12 protein-coding genes and 1 riboswitch are annotated in these 12,674 nt (G+C 71.5%); of the genes, 5 read left to right on the top strand and 7 right to left on the bottom strand.

From position 1 onward, the window contains the following. Window positions 1-61: 61 nt before the first annotated feature. The 4 genes from groL to thrC form a co-directional block, all read right to left on the bottom strand. A complete protein-coding gene (gene groL, locus ABZ923_RS30200; protein WP_361477751.1) occupies window positions 62-1,684 on the bottom strand; it encodes a chaperonin GroEL in 1,623 nt (540 codons plus the stop codon). Between the two features lie 299 nt (window positions 1,685-1,983). After that, window positions 1,984-2,187 carry a cold-shock protein gene (locus ABZ923_RS30205; protein WP_004986573.1) on the bottom strand — a complete coding sequence of 68 codons (204 nt, stop codon included), beginning with the start codon at window positions 2,185-2,187 and terminating at the stop codon, window positions 1,984-1,986. A 439-nt stretch (window positions 2,188-2,626) separates the two neighbouring features. Further along, window positions 2,627-2,902 (bottom strand): ubiquitin-like small modifier protein 1, encoded by a 276-nt coding sequence (locus tag ABZ923_RS30210; protein ID WP_361477754.1) that lies wholly within the window; start codon window positions 2,900-2,902, stop codon window positions 2,627-2,629. Then, the gene (gene thrC, locus ABZ923_RS30215; RefSeq protein WP_361477757.1) at window positions 2,899-4,182 is read right to left on the bottom strand and encodes a threonine synthase; all 1,284 of its coding nucleotides are present in this window, start codon (window positions 4,180-4,182) and stop codon (window positions 2,899-2,901) included. Before thrC ends, ABZ923_RS30210 begins: the two co-directional genes overlap by 4 nt. 17 nt (window positions 4,183-4,199) lie before the next feature. After that, window positions 4,200-4,342, bottom strand: a riboswitch (SAM riboswitch). Between the two features lie 155 nt (window positions 4,343-4,497). Here thrC and ABZ923_RS30220 point away from each other — a divergent pair. Next, complete coding sequence (locus ABZ923_RS30220) at window positions 4,498-5,442, top strand: glucosyl-3-phosphoglycerate synthase (RefSeq protein WP_361477760.1); 945 nt, start codon at window positions 4,498-4,500, stop codon at window positions 5,440-5,442. 85 nt (window positions 5,443-5,527) lie between these two features. After that, entirely contained in the window at window positions 5,528-6,967 is a 1,440-nt protein-coding gene (locus ABZ923_RS30225; protein WP_361477763.1) for a trehalose-6-phosphate synthase, read from the top strand. On the opposite strand, the gene otsB is transcribed toward ABZ923_RS30225, so the two are convergent. From otsB to ABZ923_RS30240, 3 genes are read right to left on the bottom strand one after another with little or no spacing between them, the layout of a single operon-like run. Beyond that, entirely contained in the window at window positions 6,955-7,788 is an 834-nt protein-coding gene (gene otsB, locus ABZ923_RS30230) for a trehalose-phosphatase (RefSeq protein WP_361477766.1), read from the bottom strand. The genes ABZ923_RS30225 and otsB overlap by 13 nt on opposite strands. A gap of 54 nt (window positions 7,789-7,842) precedes the next feature. Continuing rightward, window positions 7,843-8,067 (bottom strand): DUF3263 domain-containing protein, encoded by a 225-nt coding sequence (locus ABZ923_RS30235; protein WP_189985559.1) that lies wholly within the window; start codon window positions 8,065-8,067, stop codon window positions 7,843-7,845. 35 nt (window positions 8,068-8,102) lie between these two features. Further along, on the bottom strand, window positions 8,103-9,356 hold the full coding sequence (locus ABZ923_RS30240) for an extracellular solute-binding protein (protein ID WP_361477770.1): 1,254 nt from the start codon (window positions 9,354-9,356) through the stop codon (window positions 8,103-8,105). A gap of 142 nt (window positions 9,357-9,498) precedes the next feature. Here ABZ923_RS30240 and ABZ923_RS30245 point away from each other — a divergent pair, with 142 nt between their 5' ends. The 3 genes from ABZ923_RS30245 to ABZ923_RS30255 all read left to right on the top strand — a co-directional run bounded on the left by ABZ923_RS30245 (window position 9,499) and on the right by ABZ923_RS30255 (window position 12,634). Beyond that, on the top strand, window positions 9,499-10,443 hold the full coding sequence (locus ABZ923_RS30245) for an ROK family protein (RefSeq protein ID WP_361477852.1): 945 nt from the start codon (window positions 9,499-9,501) through the stop codon (window positions 10,441-10,443). Continuing rightward, window positions 10,443-11,594, top strand: a complete 1,152-nt coding sequence (nagA, locus tag ABZ923_RS30250) for an N-acetylglucosamine-6-phosphate deacetylase (protein ID WP_361477773.1) — start codon at window positions 10,443-10,445, stop codon at window positions 11,592-11,594. Before ABZ923_RS30245 ends, nagA begins: the two co-directional genes overlap by 1 nt. A gap of 122 nt (window positions 11,595-11,716) precedes the next feature. Beyond that, window positions 11,717-12,634: a 1-phosphofructokinase family hexose kinase gene (locus tag ABZ923_RS30255; RefSeq protein WP_361477776.1), complete on the top strand. Its 918-nt coding sequence runs from the start codon at window positions 11,717-11,719 to the stop codon at window positions 12,632-12,634. The last annotated feature ends 40 nt before the right edge of the window (window positions 12,635-12,674 follow it).

Below are 12,674 nucleotides of genomic sequence, written 5' to 3' on the forward strand. Positions count from 1 at the left end.
TCGCGGTCAGCTGGGAGTGCCGCCCTCGGTCCGAAGGACAGGCGATCAACCGTCAGGTCGATCAGAAGTCCATGTCACCGCCCGGCATGCCGCCGCCGGCCGGCGCGGCGGCCTTCTCCGGCTTGTCGGCGATGACGGCCTCGGTGGTGAGGAACAGCGCCGCGATGGAGGCGGCGTTCTGCAGCGCGGAGCGGGTCACCTTCGCCGGGTCGATGATGCCCTCGGCGACCAGGTCGACGTACTCGCCGGTCGCGGCGTTCAGGCCGTGGCCCGGGGTCAGGTTGCGCACCTTCTCCACCACGACACCGCCCTCGAGGCCGGCGTTGACGGCGATCTGCTTCAGCGGGGCCTCGAGCGCGATGCGCACGGCGTTGGCGCCGGTCGCCTCGTCACCCTCGAGCTCCAGCTTCTCGAAGACCTGGGAGGCCTGCAGCAGGGCCACGCCACCACCGGCGACGATGCCCTCCTCGACGGCGGCCTTCGCGTTGCGGACGGCGTCCTCGATGCGGTGCTTGCGCTCCTTGAGCTCGACCTCGGTGGCGGCACCGGCCTTGATGACGGCCACGCCGCCCGCGAGCTTCGCCAGGCGCTCCTGGAGCTTCTCGCGGTCGTAGTCGGAGTCGCTGTTCTCGATCTCGGCGCGGATCTGGTTCACCCGGCCGTTGACCTGGTCGGACGAGCCGGCACCGTCGACGATGGTGGTCTCGTCCTTGGTGATGACGACCTTGCGGGCGCGGCCCAGGAGGTCCAGGGTCGCGTTCTCCAGCTTGAGGCCGACCTCCTCGGAGATGACCTCGCCGCCCGTGAGGATGGCGATGTCGCCGAGCATGGCCTTGCGGCGGTCGCCGAAGCCCGGGGCCTTGACGGCGACGGACTTGAAGGTGCCGCGGATCTTGTTGACGACCAGGGTCGACAGGGCCTCGCCCTCGACGTCCTCGGCGATGATCAGCAGCGGCTTGCCCGACTGCATGACCTTCTCCAGCAGCGGGAGCAGGTCCTTGACCGAGGAGATCTTGGAGTTGGCGATGAGGATGTACGGGTCCTCGAGCGACGCCTCCATGCGCTCCATGTCGGTCGCGAAGTAGGCGGAGATGTAGCCCTTGTCGAAGCGCATGCCCTCGGTGAGCTCCAGCTCCAGACCGAAGGTGTTGCTCTCCTCGACGGTGATGACGCCTTCCTTGCCGACCTTGTCCATGGCCTCGGCGATCAGCTCGCCGATCTGGGTGTCGGCGGCGGAGATGGACGCGGTGGAGGCGATCTGCTCCTTGGTCTCGACGTCCTTCGCCTGCTCCAGCAGGGCGGCGGAGACGGCCTCGACGGCCTTCTCGATACCGCGCTTCAGAGCCATCGGGTTGGCACCGGCGGCGACGTTGCGCAGGCCTTCCTTGACCAGGGCCTGGGCGAGCACGGTCGCGGTGGTCGTACCGTCACCGGCGACGTCGTCCGTCTTCTTGGCGACTTCCTTGACCAGCTCGGCGCCGATCTTCTCGTACGGGTCCTCGAGCTCGATCTCCTTGGCGATGGAGACACCATCGTTGGTGATCGTGGGGGCGCCCCACTTCTTCTCGAGGACGACGTTGCGACCCTTGGGGCCGAGCGTCACCTTCACGGCGTCCGCGAGCTGGTTCATGCCGCGCTCGAGGCCGCGCCGCGCCTCCTCGTCGAACGCGATGATCTTGGCCATGTGAAGTGGTCCCTCCAGGACTGGGGGTGATTCCTTCGGACCGCGCCCGCGCCCGCGACGGACGGCTCGCCGGCCTCGTGGTTCCTTGCCCCACCCGGCCTGCGGGCCTCACCGACCCGGTCCTTCACTGTCACTCTCACCTTCAGAGTGCTAACGCCAATGATTAGCACTCGGCATGGTCGAGTGCAAGCGCCTGCACCGGTACGGGGCCCCCGTCAGCCGCACGCGAACAGCGGAACCGGGGCACGGCGAAGGGCCCGCACCCCGTGCGAGGTGCGGGCCCTTCGGACAAGAAACGTTCAGGCGGTGACGCGAACCATGTCGGCCTGCGGGCCCTTCTGGCCCTGCGAGATCTCGAACTCGACCCGCTGGCCCTCTTCCAGGGTGCGGTAGCCGTCCATCTGAATCGCGCTGTAGTGGACGAAGACGTCCGCACCACCGTCGACCGCGATGAAGCCGTACCCCTTCTCCGCGTTGAACCACTTGACGGTGCCCTGAGCCATGCCTAACTCCCCTATTACTGGCCCTTGCACAGATCCACACTTCGCGGACCCGGGTCAGACCTCACCCCCCATGGGACGGGGGCGTGCGCCGGAACGCGTCGACCGCGGCTGAATGTATCTGTCCAACTGCCGTCTGCAACAGGTCAATCGGACGAGAATTCTGGACGCGGGCGGTCCGGAATGTGGTGAGAATTCGCCCGAATTCAGGGCAAGTCGGGCCCCATAAAAGCCACAAAAGCCGCAGACAACCCGCACACTTTGGCTACTTCTTGTCGGGTCGCCCGGCATGATTCCAGGGCCTTCGACCCGAAGACCCGGGCCGTGTTCCCCAACCTTACCGCGCTCAATCACGCAGAATTGCCCCCTCCGCTTCTCTTACGGAGGGGGCAATCCGATGAACAATCGGTAACCGGTGTTACCGATGGTAATTGCGGGCCGTTCAGCCGCCTGCGACCGCCGGGATGATGGAGACACCGGCGCCGTCCGGGGTCGCCGTGTCCAAGCCCTGCTCGAACCGGACGTCGTCGTCGTTGACGTACACGTTGACGAAGCGGCGCAGCTTGCCCTGGTCGTCCAGGACGCGGGCGGCGATCCCGGTGTGGCTCTTCTCCAGATCGGCGATGACCTCGCCGAGCGTCGCCCCCTCGGCGGCGACCTCGGCCTGCCCGCCGGTGTAGGTGCGCAGGATGGTGGGGATGCGAACGGTCACGCTCATGCGAGGCCAGCCTCTCGGAAGGAGTCCAGGGTCGGGCGGATGGTGGCGGTGAGGCCGGTCCCGGCCACCGCGTCCAGGGTCTTGAGGCCGTCGCCCGTGTTGAGCACGACGGTCGTGAGGGCCGGGTCCAGCCGGCCGCTCTCGATCAGCTTGCGCGTCACGCCCACGGTCACGCCGCCGGCGGTCTCCGCGAAGATGCCCTCCGTGCGGGCGAGCAGCTTGATCGCGTCCACGATCTCCGCGTCCGTCACGTCCTCCACCACACCGCCGGTACGGCGCGCGATGTCCAGGACGTACGGCCCGTCGGCCGGGTTGCCGATGGCCAGGGACTTGGCGATGGTGTTCGGCTTCTGCGGGCGGACCACGTCGTGGCCGGCCTTGAAGGCGGTGGACACCGGCGAGCAGCCCTCGGCCTGCGCACCGAAGATCTTGTACGGCCTGTCCTCCACCAGACCCAGCTTGATCAGCTCCTGGAGACCCTTGTCGATCTTCGTGAGCTGGGAGCCGGAGGCGATCGGGACCACGATCTGGTCGGGCAGCCGCCAGCCGAGCTGCTCGCAGATCTCGTACGCCAGGGTCTTGGAGCCCTCCGCGTAGTACGGCCGCAGGTTGACGTTGACGAAGCCCCAGCCCTCGCCGGCCGGGTCGCCGATCAGCTCCGAGCAGAAGCGGTTCACGTCGTCGTAGTTGCCCTCGATGCCGACCAGTTCGCCGCCGTAGACCGCGGCCATGACGACCTTGCCCTGCTCCAGGTCGTGCGGGATGAACACGCAGGAGCGGAAGCCGGCCCGGGCGGCGGCGGCGCCGACGGCGCCGGCCAGGTTGCCGGTGGAGGAGCAGGAGAGCGTGGTGAAGCCGAAGGCGCGGGCGGCCTCCAGGGCCTGGGCGACGACCCGGTCCTTGAAGGAGTGGGTCGGGTTCCCGGAGTCGTCCTTCACGAACAGGCCGCCGGTCACGCCCAGCTCGCGCGCCAGGTTGTCGGCCTCGACGAGCTTGGTCCAGCCGGGGTTGAGGTTGGGCTTGTCGGTGACGTCCGCCGGGACGGGCAGCAGCGGCGCGTACCGCCAGATGTTCGCGGGGCCGGCCTCGATGCGCCGGCGCAGTTCCTCGGTGTCGTAGGCGGAGAAGTCGTAGGCGATCTCGAGCGGGCCGAAGCACTCCTCACAGGCGAAGACCGGACCGAGCGGGACGCGGTGACCGCACTCGCGACAGCTCAGGGCGGCGGCGGGACCGAGGTCGACGGTGGTGTCGCTGGAGGTGGCAACTGTCTGCACAGCCATGGAGGCGAGGCCCTTTCTCCTCATCTTCCTCACGACGCATCTCGCCGTGAGACGGATTTGGCACCTTCCCTAGCCGGGAGCCTCGCTACGAGGACGAGAGCCGACTGGAGGGTTGCCGGGGCTTCATCGGGCCGTGTCCCTCTGCCCCTCTGGATGAGCGGTATTCGGTTGTGGACGCCCGCGACCCCCGACATGCGATGGTCATCGGCGTTGTTCAAGACTGTAACCGACGGCCAGGACAGTTGAGATAGTCGTCCGAACCGCGAGATGGATCACACGGTGACGTGTGGTCGTGACAGTGAGGAGCCGCCGACCGTGCTGGAAGAAGTCGAGCGCTGGCTGAGCACCCGCTCCTGGTCCGTGGCCGACCGACCGCTGCACCAGGTCGTGGCGGCCAAGCAGCGCACGGGCCAGACGATCAGCGTCGTGCTGCCCGCGCTCAACGAGGAGGAGACGGTCGGCGACATCGTCGCGGTCGTCCGGCACGACCTCGTGGAGCAGGTGCCGCTCGTGGACGAGATCGTGGTCGTCGACTCCGGTTCCACCGACCGCACCGCCGAGGTCGCCGCGCGCGCGGGCGCCCGGGTCGTCCACCGCGACGACATCCTGCCCCGCATACCCGCCGTCCCCGGCAAGGGCGAGGTGCTGTGGCGCTCGCTGCTGGTGACCGGCGGGGACATCGTCTGCTTCGTCGACGCGGACCTGCGGGAGTTCTCCTCCGACTTCGTCACCGGGATCGTCGGCCCGCTGCTCACCGAACCGGACGTCGACCTGGTCAAGGGCATGTACGACCGCCCGCTCGCCGGTGCCTCCGGGCAGGGCGGCCGGGTCACCGAACTCATGGCCCGTCCGCTGCTGAACATGCACTGGCCGCAGCTGGCCGGGTTCGTGCAGCCGCTGGGCGGCGAGTACGCGGCCCGCCGCTCCCTGCTGGAACAGCTGCCGTTCCCGGTGGGCTACGGCGTGGAGCTGGGCATGCTGGTCGACGCGCTGCACCTGGTCGGCCTGGACGCGCTGGCCCAGGTCGACCTGGGGGTGCGCAAGCACCGGCACCAGGACGGGCAGGCCCTCGGCCGGATGGCGGCGGCGATCTACCGCACGGCTCAGCTGCGGCTCGCGCGCGGCCACCTCGTCCGGCCCTCGCTCACGCAGTTCGAGCGGGGCGAGGACGGGTTCGAGCCGCGGACCTACTCGGTGGACACCGAGGAGCGGCCGCCCATGGTGGAGATCGCGGAGTACGCCGAGCGGAAGGTGGCGTGAACTCCCCGTATACGGTCCCCCGCCCCGGCCCCCGCCGGGCGGAGCGTACGTTTGAGCGTTTCCGGGCCGGGCTAGGTTGAGGCGTATGGCTTCCACGCGTGCTCCCGCTGAAAAGGCTCATGTGCTGGTCGCGTCGAACCGCGGCCCGGTCTCCTACCAGGTGGGCGAGGACGGCTCGCTGCACGCCAGACGGGGTGGTGGCGGGCTGGTCTCGGGACTGTCCGCCATCGGCTCGGACGCGGGCTCGGTGTGGGTGTGCGCCGCGCTCGGCGAAGGCGACCGGGCGGCCGTGCGGCGCGCGGACGGCGGACTGCTGCCGGCCGAGGAGACCGGCGGGCAGCGGGTGCGGATGCTCGACATCGACGCGAGCGTGCACGCCGAGGCGTACAACGGCATCGCCAACTCGGTGCTCTGGTTCGTCCACCACATGCTGTACCAGACCCCGCTGGAGCCGGTCTTCGACGCGGAGTTCCGGCGGCAGTGGGGCTCGTACCAGGCGTACAACCGGGCGTTCGCCGAGGCGCTGGCCGAGGAGGCGGCCGAGGGCGCGGCGGTGCTGATCCAGGACTACCACCTGGCCCTCGCCCCCCGCATGCTCCGCCAGCTCCGTCCCGACCTGCGCATCGGCCACTTCTCGCACACCCCGTGGGCGCCGCCGGACTACTTCCGGCTGCTTCCCGACGACATCGCGGCCGAGCTGCTCGGCGGCATCCTGGGCGCGGACCGGGCGGCGTTCCTCACCCGGCGGTGGGCGGACGCGTTCACCGACTGCTGTCACGCGGTGCTCGGGCCCGGCATCCCGTCCGGTACCGAGATCGGGGTGCACGGGCTGGGCGCGGACGCGGACTTCCTGCGCAAGCGGGCGCACGAGCCGGACGTGGACGAGCGGATGGCGGCGCTGCGGAAGGAGATCGGACCGGACCGGAAGACGATCGTCCGGGTGGATCGCACCGAGCTGTCCAAGAACATCGTGCGCGGCCTGCTGGCGTACGAGCAGCTGCTGGCGGACCACCCCGAGTGGCGGGAGAAGGTCGTCCACGTGGCGTTCGCCTACCCGTCCCGGCAGGACCTCGCCGTGTACCGGGAGTACACGGCCGAGGTGCAGCGGGTCGCGGAGGAGATCAACGAGCGGTACGGCACCGCGGGCTGGACCCCCGTCGAGCTGCACGTGAAGGACGACTTCGCGCGCTCCCTGGCCGCGTACCGGCTGGCCGACGTGGCCCTCGTGAACCCCATCCGGGACGGCATGAACCTCGTCGCCAAGGAGGTCCCGGTCGTCTCCGACCAGGGCTGCGCGCTGGTGCTGTCACGGGAGGCCGGGGCGTACGAGGAGCTGGGCGAGGACGCGTTCACGGTGAACCCGTACGACATCGCGGGCACGGCCCGGGCCCTGCACGAGGCGCTGACCCTGCCGAGGGCCGAGCGCGCCGAACGCTCCAAGCGGCTGGCCGCCGCCGCGACCGCGCTGCCGCCGACCCGGTGGTTCCTGGACCAGCTGGGCGCGCTGACCGGTCAGCCGAGCTGAGCGGCGAGCGCCCCGAGCAGCTCCACGACGCCCTCCGGGCCGTTCACCACCAGGTCGGCGCGTTCCGCCAGCTCGGTGACCTCGGCGCTGCCGCTGCAGACCAGCAGGCCGGGGACGCCGTTGGTGCGGAGCTTGTCGACGGCGGCGAAGGCCGGGAGGTCGCCGAGGTCGTCGCCGGCGTAGACGACGCATCCGGCACCGATGGCGCGGGCGTGGCCCAGGAGGGCCACGCCCTTGTCCATGCCCGGGGGGCGCAGTTCCAGGACCAGGCGGCCGGGTTCGACGATCAGGCCGTGCCGGGTGGCGAGGTCGGAGAGGGGGCCGCGCAGGGACTCGAGGGCGGCCTGCGGGTCGGCGGCACGGCGGGTGTGCACCGCGAGGGCCCGGCCCTTCTCCTCGATCAAGATGCCCTCGCCGGCGCCTACGCGCTCCAGCAGGCGGGGCAGCTCGGCGCGGACGGCGGCCACGCCGGGGTGCGGGGGCGGGGCGGTGACCGTGCCGGTGGCCGCGTCCCAGCGTTCGGCGCCGTAGTGGCCGAGGACGGTGAGGTGCTCCAGGCCGGGGACGCCGGCGAAGCCGCCGTTGCGGACCGCGACCTCGGGCGGGCGGCCGGTGATCACGGCGACGGAGGCCACCTGCGGGGCGAGCGCGGCCAGTGCGGGCACGGCGCCGGGGTGGGCGCGGGCCTGCTCGGGGTCGGCGACGATGGGGGCCAGGGTGCCGTCGAAGTCCAGGCCGATCAGCGCGGTGCGGGGCTGCGCGAGCAGGGCGGCGAGGCCGTCCCGGCCGGGCTGGGTCTGCGGGGTGGGCAGAGGATCCATACCGCGACAGTATCCGGCTCCGGCCCCCCTCACGCCTGGGCGGCCCCCACCGGCTCAGCGCTCCCTGCGGCGCGCCTCCCGCACCCGGCGCAGGCGGTTGACCGTGACCGGGTCGTGGGCCAGGGCCCGCTCGTCGTCCAGCAGGGCGTTCAGGAGCTGGTAGTAGCGGACCGGGGAGAGGCCGAGTTCCTCGCGTATCGCTCGCTCCTTCGCGCCGGGGCCGGGGAAGGCGCGGCGTTCCAGGGCGAGGACGGCTTTCTCTCGGGTGCCCAGTTCCATGCCCGCCACCGTAGCGGCGGGCACCGACAACGGGCTCAGTTCGCGTTGCTGCTGTCGGCCGCCGTGGCCGTGGACTCCAGGCGGGTCAGGACGCCGGAGGGGCTGCCGCCGGGGGCGACGGCCTGGCCTATGTTCTGCTTCACGGCCGCGCTGACCGCCGCCCAGGAGGTCTTGCCCACCGGGTACAGCTCGGAGGTGGGCAGCTGCTCCAGGAAGGGGCGCAGGGCCTTGTCGGTGGGGGCGTCCGAGGCCGCCATGGTGTTGGAGGCGGACCCGGTGACCGGCAGCAGCCCGTACTTCCGGGAGAAGTCGAGGACGTTCTTCTCGCTGTAGACGAAGTCGAGGAAGTCGCCGATCTGGTCGGCGTGCCCGTTCTGCTTGAAGGCCATCATCCAGTCGGCGACGCCCATGGACGCCCTGGCCCTGCCGGTGCGGCCCGGCATCGGCACCATGCCGAACTTCACGCCCTTCTTCTCGGCCTGCTGGATCAGCGTGGGGTGCCCGTTGAGCATCCCGACCCGGCCGTCGGCGAACGCGGCGAACGCGTCCGCGCGGTTGAGCTTGCCGGGCGCGACCGGGCCGGTCAGGCCCTTGCCGACCAGCTCGTCCTTGAGCCAGGTGAAGGTGTCGACGTTCGCGGTGGAGTCGATGGTGTAGGTGCCGACGTCGTCGGTGTAGCCGCTGCCGCCGTTGCCGCCGCTCAGCAGCCACTGCATGGTCTCGGCCTGGGCCTCCTCGGGCCCGAGCGGCAGCGCGTACGGGTACTTCACGCCCTGCGCCTTGAGCGCCCTGGCGTCGGCGGCCAGCTCGGCCCAGGTGGTGGGCGGCGTGAGGTTGGCCTTGGCGAACAGGGTCTTGTTGTAGAAGAGCACGCGCGTGGAGGCGGCGAACGGGATGCCGTACTGCGTGTGCTTCCACTCGCCGGCGTCGGCGAGCTGGGAGAGGAAGTCGGCCTGGGTGCGGATGGAGAGCAGGTCCGAGGCCGGGTAGAGCTTGCCCGCGGCGGCGTAGTCGGCGTAGGCGCCGATCTGGGCCAGGTCGGGGGCGTGGCCGGCGTCGACCATCTCCTTGACCTTGCGGTCGACGTCGTTCCAGGAGTAGACGCTGACCTCGATCTTCACCCCGGAGTGCTGCTTCTCGTACTCCTCGGCCAGGGTGTCCCAGTACTTCTTGGAGCTGTTCGCGGCGGAGTCGCCGTAGTCGGCGGCGACGAGTCTGAGGGTGACGTCGGAGGAGCTCGTACTCCCGCAGCCGCCGAGCACCGCCGTCATGCCCAGAGCGGACACCACCGCGATCGTTCCTGCCGTAAGCCGACGCACCCTCAAAGCCCCAACCCTGCTGTCTGACCGTTCAACATATGGACACATAAGGTCTACACCACGTGAGTGGACTAGACCTCTCCCGGGTGGGAGGGTCACACTAGGCCACGTGGTGAGACATGTCATCGCCCTCGACGTGGGCGGTACCGGGATGAAGGCCGCCCTCGTCGGCGACGACGGCGCGACCCTGCACCGCGCCCGCCGCGCCACCGGCCGCGAGCGCGGCCCCGACGCCGTGCTCGCGGGCATCCTCGACTTCGCCGCCGAGCTGCGCGCCCACGGCGTCGAGCGGTACGGCGAACCCGCCGGCGCGGCCGGCGTCGCGGTCCCCGGCATCGTCGACGAGCGGACCGGCACCGCCGTCTACGCCGCCAACCTCGGCTGGCGGGACGTACCCCTGCGCGCCCTGCTCGCCGAGCGGCTCGGGATGCCCGTCGCCCTCGGCCACGACGTGCGCACCGGCGGCCTCGCCGAGGGCCGGATCGGCGCCGGCCGGGGCGCGGACCGGTTCCTGTTCGTGCCGCTGGGCACCGGGATCGCCGGCGCCATCGGCATCGACGGGCGCGTGGAGTCCGGCGCGCACGGCTTCGCGGGCGAGATCGGCCACATCGTCGTACGGCCCGGCGGGGCCCCCTGCCCGTGCGGGCAGCGCGGCTGTCTGGAGCGGTACGCCTCCGCGTCCGCCGTCACCGAGGCCTGGGCCGCGGCCTGCGGCGACCCGGACGCGGACGCCGCGGACTGCGCGAGGGCCGTCGCGTCCGGCGACCCGAACGCCGTCCGGGTCTGGGACGAGGCGGTCGGTGCGCTCGCCGACGGGCTGGTCACCGCCCTCACCCTGCTGGACCCCCGCACGCTGATCATCGGTGGCGGGCTGGCCGAGGCGGGGCATGTGTTGTTCCGACCCCTGCGGGACGCCGTCCGGCAACGGGTCACCTTCCAGACCCTGCCCACGATCGTCCCGGCGGCGCTGGGCGACACGGCCGGCTGCCTGGGTGCGGGGCTGCTCGCGCACGACCTGTTGACCGCCACTCCAACGACTCCGGAGGTAAGCACCTGATGGCAACCGAGCGGGAAACCCTGCTGCTCACCGGCGCGAATGTGGTGCTTCCCACCGGAACGGTGAAGAACGGCCGCGTGGTCGTGGACGGCAGGCGCATCGCCGGAACCGCTCCGGCCGGCGCCCGGGTCGTCGACGTCGGCGGCCACTGGCTGGTGCCCGGCTTCGTGGACATCCACAACCACGGCGGAGGCGGAGCCTCCTTCTCCGGCACGCCGGACGACATCTTCCAGGCCATCCGCACGCACCGCGCCCACGGCACCACCACCCTCGTCGCCTCCACCGTCACCGACGAGATGGACCTGCTGGTCCGCCAGGCCGGCCTGCTGAGCGAGCTGGCCGAGCAGGGGGAGATCGCCGGCATCCACTTCGAGGGGCCGTTCATCTCCCCCTGCCGCAAGGGCGCGCACTCCGAGGGGCTGCTGCGCGACCCGGACCCGGCCGAGGTCCGCAAGCTGATCGACGCGGCGCGCGGCAGGGCCAGCATGGTCACCCTCGCCGCCGAGCTGCCGGGCGGCATCGACTCCGTACGGCTGCTCGCCGAGCACGGCGTCATCGCGGCGATCGGGCACACGGACGCCAGCTACGAGCAGACGGCCGAGGCGATCGACGCGGGCGCCACGGTCGCCACCCACCTCTTCAACGCCATGCCCGCCCTGAACCACCGCGCGCCCGGCCCGATCGCCGCGCTGCTGGAGGACGAGCGGGTCACCGTCGAGCTGATCAACGACGGCGTCCACCTGCACCCGGCCGCGCTGGAGCTGGCGTTCCGTCACGCGGGCGCGGAGCGGGTGGCGTTCATCACCGACGCGATGGACGCGGCCGGCACCGGCGACGGCCGCTACATGCTCGGCCCGCTGGAGGTCGAGGTCAGCGAGGGCGTGGCCCGGCTGGTCGAGGGCGGTTCGATCGCGGGCTCCACGCTCACCCTGGACCGCGCGTTCCAGCGGGCGGTGACCGTCGACAGGCTGTCGGTGGAGGACACCGTGACCGCCCTGTCGGCCAACCCGGCCCGGCTGCTGGGCCTCTCCGACCGCATCGGCTCCCTGGAGCCCGGCAAGGACGCCGACCTGGTCCTGCTGGACGCGGACTTCGCACTGAAGGGCGTGATGCGGCAGGGCGAATGGGTGGTAGCGCCCCAACTGCCCTGATCCGTACCGCTGTCGAGGAGACGGTGACCGACCCGCGCCCTGGGCCGGCCGCCGTCTCTTTGGCATGATCGAGGCCCCGGAAACCGAGACAGGCGCATGGACTTCGAGGGAGGTCGGCCCGGGTGATCCTCACGGTCACGCTGAACACCGCTCTCGACATCACCTATCGCGTACGGTCACTGCGCCCGCACGCCTCGCACCGCGTCACCGAGGTCACCGAACGGCCCGGCGGCAAGGGCGTGAACGTGGCCCGGGTGCTGGCCGCCCTCGGGCACGAGGTGACGCTCACCGGGTTCGCGGGCGGCGGGACCGGAGGGGAGGTACGGGACCGGCTGGCCGGCACGTCCGGACTGACGGACGCGCTGGTGCCGGTCGCCGGGGCGAGCCGGCGCACGATAGCCGTGGTCGACGAACGGTCGGGTGACACGACCCAGCTGAACGAGCCGGGCCCGCAGATCACGCCGGGCGAGTGGGGCGCCTTCCTGGACCGGTACGGGGAACTGCTGGCCGGTGCCTCGGCGGTGGCGCTGTGCGGCAGTCTGCCGCCGGGGGTGCCGGTGGGGGCGTACGCCACCCTGGTCCGCACGGCCCGCTCGGCCGGCGTCCCGGTGCTGCTGGACACCAGCGGAGAGCCGCTGCGCCGCGGGGTCGCCGCCCGGCCGGACATCATCAAGCCGAACGCCGAGGAACTGGCCGAACTCACCGGCTCGCACGAGCCGTTGCGCGCCACCCAGGACGCCCGCCGCCGCGGCGCCCACGCGGTGGTCGCCTCCCTCGGCCCGGCCGGCCTCCTCGCCACCACCCCCGAGGGCCACTGGCGCGCGGCCCCACCGGCCCGCGTGCACGGCAACCCGACCGGCGCCGGCGACTCGGCCGTCGCCGGCCTCCTCTCCGGCCTGCTGGACCAACTCCCCTGGCCGGACCGCCTCACCCGCGCGGTCGCCCTCTCGGCGGCCACCGTACGGTCCCCGACAGCGGGCGACTTCGACCTCGCGACCTACGAGAAACTCCTGCCACGAGTCTCGGTGACGGCGGCTTGAAAGCCTGAGTGTGCGACCTCGGCGGACGGCCGGGGCCGCG

This window comes from Streptomyces sp. NPDC046881, from assembly GCF_040645015.1.
Taxonomy (GTDB): domain Bacteria; phylum Actinomycetota; class Actinomycetes; order Streptomycetales; family Streptomycetaceae; genus Streptomyces.